Annotated in this window: 14 protein-coding genes; 3 read left to right on the top strand and 11 right to left on the bottom strand. The window is 55.9% G+C overall.

What is annotated here, in order from left to right; all coding sequences use genetic code 11:
* Positions 1-122: 122 nt before the first annotated feature.
* From QGH09_01890 to QGH09_01875, 4 genes are all read right to left on the bottom strand, one after another.
* Entirely contained in the window at positions 123-2204 is a 2082-nt protein-coding gene (locus tag QGH09_01890; GenBank protein HJO16935.1) for a peptidylprolyl isomerase, read from the bottom strand.
* Positions 2204-4237 (bottom strand): hypothetical protein, encoded by a 2034-nt coding sequence (locus QGH09_01885; GenBank protein ID HJO16934.1) that lies wholly within the window; start codon positions 4235-4237, stop codon positions 2204-2206. The genes QGH09_01890 and QGH09_01885 overlap by 1 nt, the downstream gene beginning before the upstream one ends.
* A 76-nt stretch (positions 4238-4313) precedes the next feature.
* On the bottom strand, positions 4314-5249 hold the full coding sequence (locus QGH09_01880; protein ID HJO16933.1) for a hypothetical protein: 936 nt from the start codon (positions 5247-5249) through the stop codon (positions 4314-4316).
* Positions 5249-6226, bottom strand: coding sequence for a D-cysteine desulfhydrase family protein (locus QGH09_01875; GenBank protein HJO16932.1), 978 nt, complete (start codon positions 6224-6226; stop codon positions 5249-5251). The genes QGH09_01880 and QGH09_01875 overlap by 1 nt, the downstream gene beginning before the upstream one ends.
* A gap of 144 nt (positions 6227-6370) precedes the next feature.
* On the opposite strand from QGH09_01875, the gene QGH09_01870 reads away from it, so the two are divergent.
* Positions 6371-7576: a pyridoxal phosphate-dependent aminotransferase gene (locus QGH09_01870; GenBank protein HJO16931.1), complete on the top strand. Its 1206-nt coding sequence runs from the start codon at positions 6371-6373 to the stop codon at positions 7574-7576.
* 14 nt (positions 7577-7590) lie between these two features.
* Here QGH09_01870 and QGH09_01865 read toward each other — a convergent pair whose 3' ends face one another.
* The 4 genes from QGH09_01865 to QGH09_01850 form a co-directional block, all read right to left on the bottom strand.
* Positions 7591-8331 carry an SDR family NAD(P)-dependent oxidoreductase gene (locus tag QGH09_01865; protein HJO16930.1) on the bottom strand — a complete coding sequence of 247 codons (741 nt, stop codon included), beginning with the start codon at positions 8329-8331 and terminating at the stop codon, positions 7591-7593.
* Positions 8332-8391: 60 nt separating this feature from the next.
* Positions 8392-8844 carry a DoxX family protein gene (locus tag QGH09_01860; GenBank protein ID HJO16929.1) on the bottom strand — a complete coding sequence of 151 codons (453 nt, stop codon included), beginning with the start codon at positions 8842-8844 and terminating at the stop codon, positions 8392-8394.
* A gap of 187 nt (positions 8845-9031) precedes the next feature.
* A complete protein-coding gene (locus tag QGH09_01855; protein ID HJO16928.1) occupies positions 9032-9487 on the bottom strand; it encodes a thioesterase family protein in 456 nt (151 codons plus the stop codon).
* A 31-nt stretch (positions 9488-9518) separates the two neighbouring features.
* Positions 9519-10391 carry a cyclase family protein gene (locus QGH09_01850; GenBank protein ID HJO16927.1) on the bottom strand — a complete coding sequence of 291 codons (873 nt, stop codon included), beginning with the start codon at positions 10389-10391 and terminating at the stop codon, positions 9519-9521.
* A 283-nt stretch (positions 10392-10674) separates the two neighbouring features.
* Here QGH09_01850 and QGH09_01845 point away from each other — a divergent pair, with 283 nt between their 5' ends.
* On the top strand, positions 10675-12165 hold the full coding sequence (locus QGH09_01845) for a hypothetical protein (GenBank protein ID HJO16926.1): 1491 nt from the start codon (positions 10675-10677) through the stop codon (positions 12163-12165).
* A gap of 46 nt (positions 12166-12211) precedes the next feature.
* Here the strand turns inward: QGH09_01845 and glpK are convergent, their stop codons facing one another.
* The gene (gene glpK / locus QGH09_01840; GenBank protein HJO16925.1) at positions 12212-13711 is read right to left on the bottom strand and encodes a glycerol kinase GlpK; all 1500 of its coding nucleotides are present in this window, start codon (positions 13709-13711) and stop codon (positions 12212-12214) included.
* Between the two features lie 72 nt (positions 13712-13783).
* Positions 13784-14290, bottom strand: coding sequence for a hypothetical protein (locus QGH09_01835; GenBank protein HJO16924.1), 507 nt, complete (start codon positions 14288-14290; stop codon positions 13784-13786).
* A 120-nt stretch (positions 14291-14410) separates the two neighbouring features.
* On the opposite strand from QGH09_01835, the gene QGH09_01830 reads away from it, so the two are divergent.
* Positions 14411-15535 (top strand): hypothetical protein, encoded by a 1125-nt coding sequence (locus tag QGH09_01830; GenBank protein ID HJO16923.1) that lies wholly within the window; start codon positions 14411-14413, stop codon positions 15533-15535.
* 21 nt (positions 15536-15556) lie between these two features.
* On the opposite strand, the gene QGH09_01825 is transcribed toward QGH09_01830, so the two are convergent.
* Positions 15557-17512, bottom strand: coding sequence for an NAD(P)/FAD-dependent oxidoreductase (locus QGH09_01825; protein HJO16922.1), 1956 nt, complete (start codon positions 17510-17512; stop codon positions 15557-15559).
* Between the last annotated feature and the right edge of the window lie 332 nt (positions 17513-17844).

The raw sequence follows: 17844 nt of genomic DNA, 5'->3' as shown, positions 1-17844 counted from the left end.
CTACGTTTATACATACAACTGGTTTTAATGAAACAACCGGTTAATAGCATGAGGAGCTACAACTACTTCCGGCCGACACGAGCGAGACGACTCGAGGTGCACAATGATTTCGAGTGTTGAAATTAACGCTCAATAATCTCAATCCGATCGATTGCGTCCCCTTCAAGGATGGCGTCCACCGTGTCCATGCCAGCGGTGACCTGCGCGAACACCGTGAAGTTGTGATCAAGTCGAGGGTTGTCCACGAGATTAATGAAGATCTGGGCGTCGCCGGTATCACGACCGCGGGTGGAGATTCCGACTGCACCACGAACATGTGGACGAAGGCCGAGTTCGTCACGCATGTAGGGACCGTCTCCCATGAATTCATTAGCGCCAGGACTCCCGCCCTGGATCACAAAGTTCGGGACCACGCGGTGAAAAGTCAACGTGTTGTAGTAACCCTTCCGTGCAAGCTGAGAAAATCGGTCGACCGTCGCGGGTGCTTCTTCGGGAAATAGTGTGAGTTGAAACTCAGCGCCGTTCACCATCCGGACGTGGGCACCAATAAGACCGAGTGCGGCTTCAAGTGATGGCGGTGTTCCAGTCCGTAAACGGGATGTCCTCGCTAAAACCGTCTGGCCGGTCCAGTCGGATAGCGCTTCGGCTGCCGTAGCGGCTACTCGGAGGTCGGGGTCCTCCAGGTACGGTCGCAGCACCCCGGCGTTGCGTCGCGAACCTAATTCCTTAAGGCGCTGGAGAATTGCCACTCGTGCATCGCGCGACGTATCCCTAGCCGACGCAGTAAGCCTAGCCAACGTCGAAAGTAAAATCGTTGGCGTGCGCCGATCTGGGCTTCCTTCGAGCAGGTTAGCCACCGTGCGTAATAGGCCATAGTCATCGCTGGCCAGCGCCTGCAACAGAACGTCGTCAGCAGCGTGCCCCTCCAGTGCTACAAGACCGCGTAGTGCCGCCCCGCGTACATTAGCATTCGGATCGTCAGCAAGCTCGGCAAGTATCACGCCACTGGCGGGACCTAACTGTGTTGCAGCTCGCGCTCCATACATCCTGACCTGCCAGACCGGATGCTCAACGAATCGCGGCAGCAAACCAGCTGCACGGTTCTGATCGAGTCTAGCCAGTGCGACCAGGGCGTGTACCGGCCGATGCCAATCACCATCCGTGTTGAGCCCACCAACAATACTCGCGACAAAGCTCGTTGGTGACGGACCCGTGGGACAACCTTCGCCAAGTAGATCCAGCGCCCGGAGAGAAACATGTGAATTCTGATCCTCGACAGCATCGACGAGCGAATTACACCCCCTTAACCGACCGTGTTTGCCATACGCAACCAAAGCGTCGAGCCGCACCATCGCGGACTTGTCGGTTAGTGCCTTCTCAATCAGCAATTGCCTCTCAGGCAGGTCGTCAGCATCAAGCAGCGCCAGCGTAGCTAGTCGACGCATCTGCGCGTCACTATCATCAAGCGCCGCAGAAATAGTCCCTACATCGACTGACCCGCTGGCATTAAAAGCTGCCAACGCGAGCCGCCGAGTCCGTAAGGCATTCTCATCACTGCCTGAAGTAGTCAAGACTACGCGGAGCTGCGCAATTGTCTGATCCGCCAGCGGCGTTTGATCACCCCGCAACCTAGCTATCGCTTCAAGACCATCAACGGCTCCGAGACGAACAGCGGGATCTACAGAACTTACGAAAGACCCCAGCATTAATTCCACACGCTGCAGTGTCTGAGAGTCTAGATATGGTAATCGCCCGAGCGTCTCGGCGACGACACCTTGCACCTCAGGATCTTTCTCCTCTTGGAGCCGAGCTAGCAGCATTGACACGTAAGCTGAAAGGTCACCGCCACGCTGCAGGCTCTGGCCGAGGGCGTTGATGGCCTCGCGCCGCACGGCTGGCTGACCGGCCTCGAGTAGTCTGGCGATCCGACCACTCAGATCGAAGCGCTCCAACCGCCCAAGGGCGCGCACTGCAATCTTCTGAATCTCTTCGTTCGGACTATCGATGCCGGTCAGGAGCGTCGCTAGACTGACTGGATCCGTCGCGCGGGAATCTTCAGCCACTAGCATGGCTTGGCGAAAAGCAAGAGTTTCCACCGACGAATCCTGAGCCGCCGACTCGATCGGCATACCGATCACAGGAACCACGGCAGAAAGGACGCAAGCCACAAACGCGCGCAAGGGTTGATTTGACAAAAAACTCATTAGTGAAGACCTCTAGGACGCACCATCCCGACAGCATTTCCAGAGTACTCGAGCATCTGGGTCATAAGGTCCTGCGGATAGGAGATGGTCACATCGATAATTGTGTTGTCAGCGTCCCGTTCTACGTCGAGTTTTGGTTGCACAAAACCCGAGTAGGATGGAAGGTTTAACGCGTCCACGCGTTCGACGACCTGATCACGGAGGTCTGCATCAAAATGGATCCCGTAGGTCTCAAACAACCATTTCGCCGCCTCGTAATCACCCTTAGATTTGACCCTTTGTACTTCCGCGAGCAGTTCACCTACCCCCTGTTGGAACACAGTCACGTCAGTAATCACGTAAAAAGTCTTGCTGTTATGCACACGTTCTTCGATAGCGGTCGTGTTGTCCATTAACCACCTGACGATCATCTGGCGGTTACGCATGTGATCCTCCTCGAGCTGTGTCCCTTTCCGGACACGCCGAAGCTGTGTGATAGCGTTCCGCGCATAACCTTCGTACCCTGCTAGTACGATTTCGTTGTGATGCTCTACTGGTACAAGTCCAAATTCGGCCAGCTGCGGATCAGGGAGAAAGTAGAGCGCCACTAAGTCTGCTCGGCTCTCCTCAAGTGCGGAATACTGCTCCTTCAACGCAGCTTGCGGATTCCCGTTAAGGTGATCTGCCAGCCTACCCGAGGCGTGTCCAATCACCTCATGCATATTTGTGGTGAGTTCACCAGCAGTCCTGCTCCAGCGTTCAGCGCGAGTGGCCTCAGCGGGGGTCCAGGAGAATTCCGTGCGAAATCCTGACGGTGTTGCGTGTTCATAGGTTTCCACTACATTTGAGAGTGACACTGATTTACTCCCGTGCTCCTCCCGAACACTCTGATCATTTGGCAAGTTAATGCCAATCGGGGTCACCGGCCCTGATTCACCGGTTTCAATGACGACATCAATGGCGTTGGCCGTAATACCACGGACACCCTTCTTCCGATACTTCGGGTCCCATGGCATTCGATCTTCAAACCATTGAGCATTATCAGCGAGAACTTGGATCTCCGCAGTTTTCTCCTGATTAACGTAGTAGACCAACGCTTCCCACGCCCCTTTCGTGCCACGGGCGTCCATGTACACCTCGATGAACCCGTTAATGGTGTCGATGGGTGAGGCATCGTCCTGGACCCATGCGATGTCATAGGCTTTGCGGTCGGCGTCTTCTCCAGTACGGTAGAACCGGATCAAGGCTTTGAGTGCTTTGGCCATCGACTCAGTGGCATATGGAATCGCGGCTTCCAAGTGCTTAATGATTCGAGAAATATGTTCGCCGTATTTTCCGTCGAGCTTGTAAACCTCCTCAACAACGTGGTCCCCGAGTTTTACAAGACGTGAATTTAAGGCGTACTGTTCCGTGAAACTCTCAAGGTCGTCCATTGTGACGTCCACGTAGAGGTTGTTGGCGCTCGCCATTAGAAGGTCTTCTTCCAGACCTGGTGTTTTAGTTGTCACGCTCGGATCAACCGATGGATCAAGAAAAAGAGGCAACATGCGCGTCAGCATGACGTCCAGCGTCTCGCCGTGACGTGTGGGAAATCTCGCGCCTCCATCGACAGCTGCTTGAGCAGCGGCAAGAAAGGCCTCCCCGGTGCAGGTAAGAACGAACTTCCTAGCTGTCAAATTGTTGTAGGGACCGGTGTTAATCCAAAAGAGCTTGGTGTAGCGCTCGATCTTGGCGCGAGTGTCCGGGTCCACGTCATCGGCATGAGTCAGGATCTGCTCGAGTACTTCTCGCATCTCAAGGTTGTGCACGTACCGTTGATCGAAAAAGATGTCACGACCAGCGAGTGCGGCCCGGTAGAGGTGATAGACCAGGATGCGCTGGTCGAGGGGCAGGCTCTCGAACCCGTCGGCATAAAGCTGAACAACTGCCGCTTCACCGACCCGCTCTAGCAAATACGGCCGGTCGGCCGCTTTGTCTCCACCCCTGACAACTGGAGCTGGAGAATCACCAGCCGAGTCTGGTAATTCCCATCCACCCGCTACCGCAGAACCCATAGTCAGCCCAAGGACCACTATCATCACCCCTCGCCGGAACATACAGTGCCATTACCAATCAGCTTGGCGACCAACGTCATCTTGGCACCCTCACCGATTCCTTGGTCTCCACACCGAATTGCCTAAAGTTTGAATAAATGGCCGTCGCCTCGATCGACTCGGCCCTGGACTCAAGTGGTCGCTCATAAATTTCACGCATCGAATGCGGTACCCAAGACCGGAATGCTTCGTGCTGGCGATAATCGACGACGATCGTCGTCAGGAGCTCACTGTGGGACGTGCCGAGAACCAACTCGCTACGTAAAGTGTCCCCCGTTTCAACATCGAGCCAAAATCTACCGCGGGCGAACATATCGCCTGCAGGAATCTGGACAAATGTCGGTTGCGCTTGTTCACTGTACTGCACGACCCAGACGGGCCGCCCAGCAATCACCTCCTCATCCACACGCTTGAAGTCAAACCGGTGCTGGTTGAGCGGGTGAAGGAACGTTAACGCCATTGTCGGTAAATTCACCGTGCGAACGACTTCACCGATGTTATAGCGAGCGCTTTCCCGCGTAAGTGTAGTGGCTTGCTCCACAGCTGGCCGTGCCTCGCCAAGGAACAGCTTCTGTAAGCGTTCGTCACGATCACGTACTGGCTTCCCGTCGACTTCGAAAACGTCACGGAATCCGAACCACGAAACGGCCCCCGGTAGCTGCACGAGTAGCATGTCGGACCGTAAATCCCGCTGGCGGCGTAATGTTCCATTAAATCGAAGAATCCGCTGTACGTATTGCTCTTCGGCAACGGCATTCGAAAACACTCGTTCATAAGCGACGACGGACTGACTCGCTCGGAATAGCAACTCATCCAGCGTTAATGACTGTGTAAACACGGTCGCCGCAAACCCAGCGACGACGACTCCCGTCAATAGAGTTTTCACCCGTCCGTTGCCCTTAGATTTAATCAACCCAACGCTGAAGCGAGACCAACTGGAGGAACGATAGAGCCAATGTATCAAAATTCGCATTAGGCAAACAGATTCACCTGGCCACCGGTATGCCAAAAAAGCACCGTTTGATCATCCCGAAACCGGCTTTCTCGTATGTAAGCGATAAGTGCTGCCATTGCCTTAGCCGTATAAGTAGGGTCAAGAAAAATAGCGTCTCGTCGGGCTAGTAGATCGAGCGCTTCGCGTGACAGCTCGGTGGGAATTCCATAGCCATCACCACAAAACCCGTCCTCTACCTCCACAGATGGGCCATTAGACAGTGAGCCCGGTGCGAGTTGAAGGATCGTCTCGATCCCTCTAATCAGTGTCGCTATCGTCTGGAGTAATGATTCAGCTGAATCGTCAGCACTGACACCGATGACTTGGGTGCGTTGCGTGTAAAGGCGGCACCCAGCCACAAGACCAGCCTGGGTTCCACCGGACGAACTGGCGTGGACGATTACGTCGGGAGGCGTCACCTGACCAGCCAACTCGCCCACTGCACGAACATATCCCAGTGCTCCTAGTGGAGTTGAGGCACCGACGGGAATCACATAGGGACGCCGTCCCGCCGCAACCAAGCGTGCCGCTGCCGACGCCATCGTGGGCGACCGGTCTTCACGAGACTTAACGTAATGAACCTCAGCACCCAATAGCTCGTCGAGTAACGCATTTGCCGTTGGCTTATCCGGTGGCACACCGTTCGCCACGAGCAGACAACGTAGGCCATGACGAGCCGCGACCGCCGCTGTCACCCGTGCGTGGTTCGACTGCACACCACCGGCCGTGATGAGGGTATCGGCACCCTCATTCAGTGCCCGTGCACACACCAACTCAAGTTTTCTGACCTTGTTACCACCGAAAGCAAATCCGATGGAATCGTCGCGTTTGACGATAAGCCGGGGCCCACCGCCCAGTGCGGCACGTAGGCCGTTCAGTTCCTCCACTGGAGTCGGATAATGCCCTAGCGCAATCGCCGGTACTGCGCTCAGTATAGAAATCGGATCGGTGCTCATCGGTTGAACAGCGGGGTCTCCCAATAAAGCTCAGCGAGCGTTTCGAGACCGCAAGGATAACCGATCGCCGCTGCCGCCACGACTGTGCGGCTGTGGAAAACAACAAGAACCTTAAACATCGGGGGTTTGCCAAGACCTAGCACTATGTGCCACTCTGAGCGAATGGGTGAGCGCCTCGACTCCATTCCGTTCTCGGGCATTATGCGGATTCGCGACATGATGTTCGGTATCGAAAACCCCTATCGTCTCGATCAAGGTGACGTCGGCTTTGACGCTCCGGACGCTGTTAAAGCTGGAATGAGTCGAGCCATCGCTGAGAATCGTACGCACTATGTTCAGACGGTTGGCATTCCCCGCCTCCGTGAACTCATTGTTGACAAGCTTCAAAACCAAAACAAGATTCCGATTGAATCGGTTGGCGACGTCATGGTCACCAACGGCGGTATCCATGGTCTCTACGTGATTTTCCACGGTTTACTGGAACCAGGCGACGAAGTGCTCTGTGCCGACCCAATGTGGCCAGCGACACGCGGTACCATCCAATCAGCTCAAGGTGTACCCATCGACTGCCCGTTGTATGAATCGCGTCGCTGGCGGCCAGACCTAGACGAGTTGGAATCGAAGGTGACACAAAAGACGCGGGCAATCCTGCTGAATTCACCCCAGAACCCAACCGGCGGCCTCCTCACCCAGGCAGATATTGAGCGGATCGCGGCGATCGCACAAGAGCACGATCTGTGGGTAATCTCCGACGAGGCATACGAAGACATCGTCTTCGACGGCGAACGTCATGTGAGCATAGCGTCCCTGCCGGGCATGTACAACCGAACGATCTCTGTTTACACGTTTAGCAAATCGTACGCGATGACCGGCCTCCGTCTGGGTTATTTCGCGATAAAGGATCCAGTCATTGCCGACCGTATTAAGAAAGTTCTTTACTATACGTGTAGCAACACTGGCACAGTTGTGCAATGGGGTGGCGTCGGTGGCTTAGAGGACGCAAAAAATCAAGTGGAGGCTTATCGGGTCGAGTTGCAGGCACGGCGCGACCTGTTCTACGAGGGCATCCGCGAATTAGGCTCCGGGGTACTCAGCGGCGAACCTCCCAAGGGGGCGTTCTATGCGTTCCTCCGGATCGATCCGGCTTGGCGCCCACCGGGCAACACGGGAAGTCCGGAATCACTCTCGTGGGCATTGGTCGAGTACCTGATTAAGGAAGGTCGTATCGGTTGTGTGCCCGGCGCCGATTTCGGCACGCACGGTGAGGGGTATATCCGGCTGGCCTTTGGGAAGAACCGCGACGAATTGACGGGCGCACTCGCCTCAATGAAAGCTCTGCTTAACGTGTGAGCCTGAACCCAGACTCAACGCAGGTGGCGCCCACCGTCTACCCGAATTGTCTCACCCGTTACGAAATCACTTTCGATAAGCCAAAGAACAGTTTTTGCAATCTCCTCATCGCCGCCCCATCGGCTGAGCGGCGTCGCGCGGATGACCTCCTCTTGGACTGCCTTTCCCAGTTGTGCCGGTGCACGGATGGGTCCAGGAGCGATTGAGTTAACAAGAATTTGGTCGGGTGCCAATTCGAACGCTAACGCTTCGGCCAGCGCGACTGAGCCAGCTTTAGCGACGTAATACGGCAGATAGCCCGTGTAGGTTGGTCGGCCACTCTTGGCTGTCCAATCCGAGAACATAACGATACGCCCACCTCCAGCGGTGCGCATATGCGGTACAGCCGCACGCGCACAGAGAAAGGCTGCACGGAGATCCACCGCGAGTGATCGATCCCAGTCGTCAACAGTTAGCTGGTCAAACGGTGTTTGAGCGTAGACCGAGGCCATGTGTACCAGTATGTCGAGTCGACCCAAAGCCTCAGTAGTGGCCTGCACAATTTCACCGCATGCAGAGGCTTGCGACAAATCCGCCGGTGCGATGAAGGCTTGCTGGCCATGCGCGCGAATCGCTTCTGCGGCCTGTTCGGCCTCGTGACGAGAGCGGTTGAATGAAAGCGCTACGTCCGCTCCACGTGCCGCCAGCGCCTGGGCGACTACTGCACCAATTCTCTTACCGCCGGTCACTAAAGCTGATCGACCCGTTAATTGCATGGTGGAAGATCCGGAAAAAGGTAGGAGAGTGTTGAGGGCGCGCTACACCTTATCCCGACGTTATCGCCCTTTGGCGGACTTCGCCGACTTGCCAGCGTACCCGTCGAACGACAACACGCCAGGTCCGGTCAGCATTAAGCAAAACAAAGCAACGAGTAAGACGAGCGCATACTCGAAGCCGTGTCCGACACCCGGTTCGAGAGACCAATTCAGGAAGAAGCCATGCGGCCAGTGCACTTTCCAAATCGCTACAGCCATAATGATCGTCAGGAGCGCGCTCATTAGGCGCGTGAAGGCACCAAAAAAAAGCGCTATGCCACCACCCAGTTCAACAATTCCTACCGTAACGGCAAGCAAGGGCGCTGGCTGCAAACCTACCAAGGCGAATAAGGCAACGGTGTCCTCCGGACTAGTGCCGCCCCACATCGGCCCAAACAACTTCGGCACTCCGTGTGCGACAAAGACCACTCCAACAGTTAACCGGAGTAGGGTCACGCCCCACGCTTGCATCATGGACTCTCCCGTCGATCAGAGGAACTCGGCCCCTAGACAACCGCTGAAACACCGCTCGTTTCGCTGCCGTACGGCGGTTATGCCAATTGTGTCACTGTTTGCATGCTCTTCTATAGAGAATTTCTTAGACATTTAAGCGGTTGTTCCTAGAAACTCCAGCGAGAACTTCCCAGGTCTGTGCCGATTATCAACGGTCGCTTGTCTCCTGGCGCTGTGCGGTAACCAATCCGTCCATCCGCTTAAGCAGCCCGCGGAGCTTAGCCGGAAACTCGATGCCTCTAAAGGTCCTTTGCCGGATGCAAGCAACCCGATAAGACCCTTCGCAAATCAGCTTGCGGGAGTCGACTTTTCGTGCCTCGAACCGATATGAAATCCGACGCATAGTGATCGATTCAATAGCAATCCCAATTTCGAGCACCTCTTCAGCGCGTGCCGGTGCGCGAAACTTGCATGAAGCATCGACACGAGGCATGAGAATGCCGAAATCTTTCATGAGTTCCATACGGGTTCTGCCAAGCGCTCGAAACAGCTCGTCCTCCGCTTCCTCGAAAAACCGAAGAAAGTTGCCAAACCACACCACTCCAGCGGCGTCGGTATCGGCCCAATGAACCCGAATATTGACCCTAAAAAAGTTGTTAACCACTTTTCAACCGCCTCACACGTGGAACCAGTTCTTATGATGCCGGAACCAGTGCGATGGCACGTACTGGACTGCCAGAACCACGATCGATCTTGAGCGGCGTCGCGATGATCACAGCACCTGTGGCTGGAAGTTGGTCCACGTTGGCGAGTTGGGTCAATCCGTACTTGCCAGCCCCGTGCATTGTAAAGTGATTTGGAAACGCTGGATCGGCGATCGCACCCACCGCCGCGTCTGTGCCGACAGCTTCCGTGCCAACGCCGAGGATGTTGCGTTGGGTCGTGAGGAACGTTGCCGATTCAAGTCCGAAGCCAGGATAGTGCGCCATACCGGAGTCATCCGCGTTGAAAAACAGTTCGCTATCACTGGCACGCGAACCCCATCCGGTTTTGAGAATTACCCATGCTCTCTCTGGAATTCGGCCGTTCTCGGCTTCCCAACTTTCGATCGTCTCTTGGGTCGCCACAAAGTCAGGATTGTCCGAGACTGCAGCAGTAACGTCGATCACAACAGCAGGTCCAATAAATTCGTCGGCATTAAGCGCGTCCACACAGGGTAGATCACGCCCGGAAACCCAGTGACACGGCGCATCGAAATGGGTGCCAACATGCTCCCCGACTTCCATCCAGTTCCAATACCAACCTGGTCCATCGGCATCGAAGTTAGAAATCAGATGCGGCGTAAACCCTGGCGTATTCGCAAACGGTGGTGGAAGCTGGATAATGGGAGTTGCCGCATTAAGAGGTTGCGTAAGGTCGACGACTTTCACCGATCCCGAAGCAAGGCCGTCGACTAGGCCGGTAAGCGGTTCGGGTTTCGGTGTTGACTCGGGCTCCTGGGGCGGGCTACAAGCCGCAAGCGTCGCGGCCAAAAGGACCGCTGTCACAAGGCGACATACTGTGCACACTTGAATGCTCCTTTCAGCAGAAAACATGCGGATCATACTCGATAGAGGAAAGATTTAGACTTACGACTCTCAGTCGAACAGGACGAGAGCCAAATTGCTAACAACGCCTCCCTATATCTTTAGCCCGGTTTGAGGACACCCGGTTCGAGAATTCAGTATCCTTACGAACATGTTTGGTCTCCCCTGGTCAAGTCTTATCGTTCTCATTGCTATCCCCCTAGCCATCATCGTCTGGCAGTATTACATCTGCTGGCAGATTAAGTCAGGGCGGCGTGAGTAGCATATGACTCCGTCTGCTATCGGCCTACTCATTTTCGGGGCCTACCTTGTGGCTATCGTCGCGATCGGTATTGTGTCAGGTCAGCAACAGAAGAACGAGGCTGACCTGTGGGTTGCAGGACGTCGGTTCGGCACGACCATCATGACGCTCGGCATGATGGCAGCCATCATGCATGGCGGCTCCATACTGAGTGGTGTAGCTTTCGCCGGAGCGTTCGGAGGTGTCGCAATCTTGCCCTTGATGAGCTTCGCCTTGGGCTTTCTTGTCATCCTTCTCTTCTTTGCTAGAAAGCTTCGCGAGATCGGCGCGTGCACGCTGCCCGACTACATGGGCGAACGGTTTGACAGCCATTCGCTCCGAGCGTTCAGCGCGTTCGTCATTGCGGCTTCCAGCATCGTATACCTCATCGCACAAATCCTTGGCATGGGGTTGATCCTCGAGGGCCTACTCGGCCTCCGGCTGGAGTGGTCGATGGTGATCGGCACGGCACTGTTCATCTTCTATGTGGCTCTCGGCGGAATGCTGGCCATCATCTGGACAAACATCCTGCAGTTCATGTTCATGTGGGTCGGTCTCATCATCATGATGCCGGCCGTGTACAACGCAGTAGGCGGGTTCACAACGGTAATGCAGAACGTCGAACACGTTGCTCCCGGATGGACTTCGGTCACGGGTACGTCGTGGAGCTGGGGTTACCTGCTGTCCTGGTGGCTCGTCTGGTTCGTCGCCTACGCCACCCGTTTGGAGTTGCTAACCAAAGTTTTCGTGGCACGGGATTCAAAGGCCGCTCGTTACGCCCTGCCGACCACGTGCCTACTCGTCTGCATTTTCATACTCTACGGCAACCTTTATCTTGGCGGTGCAGCGCGAATCCTAGTTTGGGACCAGATCGATATTCCCGATCAAGCGTTTCCTGCACTCTCAGCGAGTGTTCTTGGCCCGCTCGCATCGGCAGTCGCATTAACCGGCATCGCCAGCGCCGCCATGTCAACTACCGACTCGCTGCTACTACTCTCGGGAGCCGCTGTTGCACGTGACTTTCTGCGAAAATCGATTCACGAGCCACGCGGCATCGTCCGAGACGAAGCTTACTATCTGCGCGTGTCGCGGTTAACCATCATCGTAATCGGCGTCGTCTCACTCGCCGCCGCGCTCAACACTCCAGCGCTAATTCTGGCTATTGTTTCGTATGCGGTCGCCATGGTCGGGGCCACTTTTTTCTTCCCATTGCTTTTCGGATTGACCTCCCCGCGCACGACGCCCGCGGCCGCAGCCGCTTCAGCGATCGGTGGTTTAACGATCACCACCGTGTGGACTGGCCTCACCCTCGCTGAGGTCCCTTGGGCCGTCACCGTCCACCCTATCGTCCCCGGGATGGCGCTGAGTCTCGCACTAATCGTCGGGCTAACGCCGATCACGTCTCCGGCACCCACGCGTGTGCTGAAGCGGTTCTTCGCAACATCCCGTGACGGTCAAGCCTGGTCGAGGGTCTGAAAGAGGTTGACAACTAGAGGTGCAGAACACAGTTTGGTAAAGGAAGTCACCCGGAGGTTTTGTCGCCGGCCGCACGCACGTGGGCGACAGCTTGTGTCCAAGTCGCATACAGCTTGTCTCGTTCATGGGCGACCATAGCTGGTTGGAACATTCGATCGCGACGTCTCACACCACGCAGAGCCTCGGGGCTGTCCCAGAAGCCAACGCCGAGGCCAGCCAGAAATGCCGCACCAGATGCGGTGGTTTCAAGCACCGTCGGCCTGTTTACTGGAACGCCCAACATATCCGTCTGAAATTGCATCAAGAAATTATTCGCTGCAGCTCCACCATCGACCCGTAGCTCCTGAATCGTTGCTCCTGAATCAGCCATTGCGTCGACAACATCGCGCGTCTGATATGCCAGGCTCTCTAGGGTGGCCCGTATGATGTGTTTACGGTTCACGCCTCTGGTCAGACCAACAATCGCACCACGTGCGTTCATGTCCCAGTGAGGCGCGCCCAGCCCGGTGAAGGCGGGTACGACCGTGACACCATGGGTGTCAGTTAAACTGGTCGCAATCGACTCAGTGTCAGCCGCTGATTCGATTAAGCCAAGTTCGTCACGCAGCCATTGGATTGCTGCACCAGCTACAAAGATTGATCCTTCTAGGGCATACATCGTCTGCCCCATGGAGTCACAGCAAAGTGTTGTCAACAGCCCGTCACGAACCGGCGGCCGCTGCGACCCCATGTTCATAACCACGAAGCAGCCGGTCCCGTAAGTGTTCTTCGCCATCCCCGGCTCCCAACACCCTTGACCATAGAGAGCCGCCTGCTGGTCGCCCGCAATGCCGGCAATCGGCACACCGGCAGGAATTCCATCGTGCTGGCAGGTCTCACCAAACATGCCACTACTGGGCTTCACCGGTGGCAACATTGCTGCGGGAACATCTAGCATCTCCAGCAGAGTCGGGTCCCACTGCCGATCGTGGATATTGTAGAGAAGGGTCCGCGACGCATTGGTCGGGTCAGTAGCCCAAGCACCACCGGTCAACTTCCACAATAACCACGTGTCGATGGTGCCAAACAGTAATTCGCCATCGCGTGCCTTCGCACGTGCCTCTGGGTATCGATCAAGGATCCACTTAACTTTCGTACCCGAAAAGTAAGCGTCAATAACCAGACCCGTCCGATCGCGGACAGTCTTGGAAAAGCCATCTTGAATTAGTTCTTCGCAGATCCCAGCAGTTTGACGGCTTTGCCACACGATTGCTGGATGAATTGGGTTGCCGGTTTGTCGCTCCCAGACGACCGTCGTCTCACGTTGATTTGTAATACCAATCCCCTTAAGCTCGTTCGGCTGCACGCTCGCCTCCGCCAAAGCTTCGGACATCACACGCCGACTAACACGCCATATCTCTTCAGGGTCGTGTTCGACCCAACCCGGCTCAGGATAGGACTGTGTGAACTCAGAGTAGGCACGACTCACGATGAAGCCGTCGTGAAAAAAGACGAGTGCTGTACTTCCGGTCGTGCCTTGATCAAGCGCGAGAATAGCGTCGGGCATGCTCCTCACTCCACTGAGGACCCTTGAATTGAAGACCAGACCACCAGAAGGCAGGCAAAACGGGGTGGCTGGTCAGGAAATCTCTGCTTCACCTGAGACCGTGATCGTTTTCCGGCCTCCGAATTCCTCAACTTTGGGACCAACGAGTTTCTCACCGTTCTCGCCGTAGGCTTCCAGGACAGCCGAAGGTTGTGAAGCACCACTCGGTCGCATCTCAAAGCTTAACCGAATCAGTGCGTGACCCGTTGGCCAATCGTTGACCGACATCTCAAATGTGAAAGCCCCATGATCAAATTCGTTTTGTCCGGTCTCGTAGCCATCGTAATCACCGTTATCGAACCCATCGTGCTTCACCTCATAGGAGATCAAAGCACCGTTGGGCAAGGTGCCGCCGCCAACAACGCTTAAGACAGAATTCTCAATCGTGGCCGAATCAATGACTAAGTCTGCACCACCCTCGGGCGTCTTCACCCCAGATTGTACTGTCGTCGAACCAAGCTCAGCGTCACCGACAGTGTCAAGTGATTCACCGCAACTAATAGGTAAACAACAGATCAAAAGTAAAGCATATCGGACCATGTTGCACTTCATGACAGAGCGGCACCGGCTAACATCTCGTAACCCTCGCGTTAAACCAACCAGCACAATCTAGCACAGTGGTAAATGACTGATTACGCTTGACTAGAGAAAACTCATAGGGTGACGTTTCGCACAAAGCCGGTTAGACTTAGCTCTGGACTAGGCCATATTACGGTAATGAGCACGCCGGCCCAAGTTACTCTGTCAGTCAGCCCTCGCACTCGCACCGACGTCGTGGATGTCCGTGCGCGCGCAGCTTCGGCTCACGGCGACCTCCTCGAACATTTCCCACGCGCACTCTACTATTCGTTCCACACGACGGCGGGCTACCTTGACCAAGGCCTGGCAATGCGTTTAAACAGAAAACGCGACGGAGTTGCGCCATATCTCAATTTCTTCCAAGCCTTGTTCCCTGAAGGAGGCGGCTATCAACATGACGAACTCCACCTCCGTGAGGAGTTGTCTGAAGCGCAGCGGCGGGTCGAGCCGCGCAACGCCGACTCACACCTAGCGTTTATCAGCGCTGGCCTTCGTAGTTGTGTCACGTATCGCCGGCGGCGTGGCGAGCCCGTCTATTTCATTGATCTTGATGGCATCAGCAATGGGCAACCTAGGCAGCGTGTAACCAGCATTCTTGGCTATAACTCAGAAGAACCAGTTGCGACCGTGCGCGTGACAGTACCAATCTCCGGGCATCCAGTAGATTCGGTGAACCTGAAGGACCCGCGCCTCGGCTTGTATGACCGCTGTCGAGAACTTATCAACCAGCACGGTGTAGACAAAGGCCGCATCCACATCACCTTGGCACCAGGTGAGCACCAAGCTGGCCTCACCGTCAACGAATACGAAACCTTGCTAATGCAACACGACCTAGCGGAAGTGCTTCGAAATCCCCTGCGATTCATGGCTGAAAAAAGTCGCCACCTCCTAGCTGATCCACGCGCCATCCCAAACAAAACGATCGGCTATGCCAAGTACGACATGGTTCGCGTGTTCAACGAACTCGTTGACGCCCTTGGGCTGAACGAATCGGTGGTAGAAAAAATCCTCGCCCGTTTTATCGGTGCTCCTGCGCGGCGCTTTCTGCGCATGAAACGCTCGGTCTGTCTACTGGTTTCCGATGAGGATCAGCCCGGTCTCGGCACACTCGCCGAGGGGCCGTTCCAGAGTCCGATCTTGGTGCAGTGGCAGCGAAGTGAACGCCGCGAGCGTGCAATCGACGTTTCACTCACTCGGTTTCGGTAGCTTCGACAACCCTTTCGTTAACTAACCGAGCGCCGGCATGGCTCGGCGGTGGATGATCTCCTGTATGGCACGGTGCGCTTCGAGAATCGCGGCGTCCGTATGCGGACTCGCGGCAGCGTCGGCGTTGGCAATGGCAATTGAGCCAAACGGCTGGCGAGCTTTGACACACGGACGCTCATCGCTCGCCGTGAACACCCATTCCAGCGGATCGGTCAGACTGTTGTAAGTATAGGAGTAACCGTGTGGCCAACGGTTGACGCTAATAGCAATGATATCGCGTGCGGGGTCGAACCCACCGTCACCGAGCACGCGCCCGAGTTGGTCGCGGATCTTCCGTTCGTACGTCTCAAACGAGGTCGAGAGAAGGTCTTCGCGGCCTAAGCGATACTGCACCTTCCGGGGTGGACCAGGGGTAACCGGGTAGCGCGTAAGACTCAGCACGATCGGTTCCTCGGGATTCTCCGCGTGTCGCAGGTCGCCCAGGCTAACTGCCTCGTCAAGCCTCACGCGAGCGTGGTACATCGTCGGCGCGCTGACGCGGCTCACGCTTAGCTTCGCAAACGCCTTCCAGTTGCGTATCGCGACACTTGTGTAGACGAGTGGCGCCTTGACACCGAACCGCAGGGCTTCCTTCTGGGTGGCCGGCAGTTCGGGAACCAGATACGGAATCATGCGGTTCCAGCAGGCCATTACCGCGTGACGACCCCGGACGTGGTGGGTCCGACCGTCGCGCACATAGCTCACTTCCACTGCATCGCTACCACTGGCCCCGGTGTGTCTCGCACGAACGACAGTGCTATCGAGCCGAATTCGTGCAGTCTGCCCTAGACGATCCAGTAGGCCATAGTCCACGTGAGCTGTGGCGACGTCTTCCTGGGTTGAACCCGGCACGGCATCTGGGAGTAACCATCGAACCATCAGGCGGGTAACAGTGGCGTTACCGTCGGGGAAATGGACGGAACCAGCGCCCGGCCTCTGCCGTCCGTGGTGTCCACCGGGAAGGTCGGCCAGCATACCGTCTGGTGTTGGTTCGAGACCTAAGCCACCAAACCCAGGCTGACCCATCTCCCAAGCAAATAGCGCGGGTAGTGTGTCAATCCCCGTGACGAAACTACCTGCACCTGTTCCTTGGTAGAACCACAGCACTTGCGGGTCAACCTTGGCAAGGTCTTGCAGAAAGTCGGCATAGCTCATCTTGGCTAGTCGTACCTTCTTTTCGGCCGAGGTCAGGCCAGAAAAATAGTCGCGCTGATCTGACCCATTCAACCTCAGCAAATCTTGCTGTGCGGCCGGAGAGAGTGGCGTCTTGGCAACAAACGCCTCCGTGAAACCACCACGGTCATTCTTCACAAGCCGGTCTACTCCCCACGTCTCACGATCAAAAAAATAAGCGGAGCCAAGACCCATCCGCCGGTACATCTGTCGTGAATCTGCGTTGTCCGAGAGGAACCGACCGAGGTCAATACCAATGTCCTGGAGGAGCTGCTGTGATGGCTGATTGTAGCGCTCGGGTGATTCAATGTTCAGCGTTCCACCGTTAAGCACCAGGGTTCGCCCCTTATGGTGAAATTCGTTTCGCTTCGCGTGGCCGCCAAAATCATCATGGTTGTCGAGAACTAGCACTCGCGAGTCGCGACCAACGTACTTGATAAAGAAATGCGCTGCAGCGAGCCCGCTGATGCCTCCACCAACAATGACCAAGTCGTAGCGCTCTCCCGTGTCAACGGCATCCGAGAAATCCCAGCCCCGTTGATCACGGAGCTGATGGCCGATTTCGAACGAGCCAGCGTGACTTCCACGCATCCCGGTGCGTAAAGGTGGGTAATTTTCTGTGGACGGTGCGTCGGCGTTGATATCTTCGCCCAGCGCTTCGGTCCAGCGAGGAAGCACAAGGGACCCTCCGACCGGCACCGCAACACCCTGCACGAAATCACGGCGGGTAATCCGCCGACCCAAGCCGAGTTCACGGTCATTCATAACGATTAAAAAGATAACAGTGCGCAAATAATTAATATATGCGGCGATGATCTGGTGAGAGGCGCGACGCTGTCAAGGAGAAGCTTCGTTTACTTGACAAAGAATCGGATTTCCTAATATCCTCGATCCACTTAGGGCTTTTTCTGAGAGACAATGCTTCCGTACGGCCGTGTTTTTCGTAGCCTCACTGTCGTTTTGGTGGTTGCGGTGGTCGCCGTGGCCTCCATTGCTGGCCCCTTGCACCCAGATCATGGGTCAGACCAAGATTGTGCGATTTGCCAACTGCGGCATCAGGCTGTCAATTCCCTGACCGCGACTCCCCTGCTCAGTCC

It is taken from the genome of Vicinamibacterales bacterium, assembly GCA_036012125.1.
In the GTDB taxonomy this organism is placed as follows: domain Bacteria; phylum Acidobacteriota; class Vicinamibacteria; order Vicinamibacterales; family UBA823; genus UBA11600.
This window is presented reverse-complemented; position numbering and strand designations above follow the sequence as displayed.

Bases quoted from the DNA above. Each gene is read 5' to 3' on its own strand.
- QGH09_01835 (HJO16924.1), bottom strand. From the start codon at position 14,290: ATGGTCCGATATGCTTTACTTTTGATCTGTTGTTTACCTATTAGTTGC.
- glpK (HJO16925.1), bottom strand. From the start codon at position 13,711: ATGCCCGACGCTATTCTCGCGCTTGATCAAGGCACGACCGGAAGTACA.
- QGH09_01865 (HJO16930.1), bottom strand. From the start codon at position 8,331: ATGCAATTAACGGGTCGATCAGCTTTAGTGACCGGCGGTAAGAGAATT.
- QGH09_01860 (HJO16929.1), bottom strand. From the start codon at position 8,844: ATGATGCAAGCGTGGGGCGTGACCCTACTCCGGTTAACTGTTGGAGTG.
- QGH09_01845 (HJO16926.1), top strand. From the start codon at position 10,675: ATGACTCCGTCTGCTATCGGCCTACTCATTTTCGGGGCCTACCTTGTG.
- QGH09_01870 (HJO16931.1), top strand. From the start codon at position 6,371: ATGTGCCACTCTGAGCGAATGGGTGAGCGCCTCGACTCCATTCCGTTC.
- QGH09_01880 (HJO16933.1), bottom strand. From the start codon at position 5,249: ATGCGAATTTTGATACATTGGCTCTATCGTTCCTCCAGTTGGTCTCGC.
- QGH09_01890 (HJO16935.1), bottom strand. From the start codon at position 2,204: ATGAGTTTTTTGTCAAATCAACCCTTGCGCGCGTTTGTGGCTTGCGTC.
- QGH09_01825 (HJO16922.1), bottom strand. From the start codon at position 17,512: ATGAATGACCGTGAACTCGGCTTGGGTCGGCGGATTACCCGCCGTGAT.
- QGH09_01885 (HJO16934.1), bottom strand. From the start codon at position 4,237: ATGGGTTCTGCGGTAGCGGGTGGATGGGAATTACCAGACTCGGCTGGT.
- QGH09_01875 (HJO16932.1), bottom strand. From the start codon at position 6,226: ATGAGCACCGATCCGATTTCTATACTGAGCGCAGTACCGGCGATTGCG.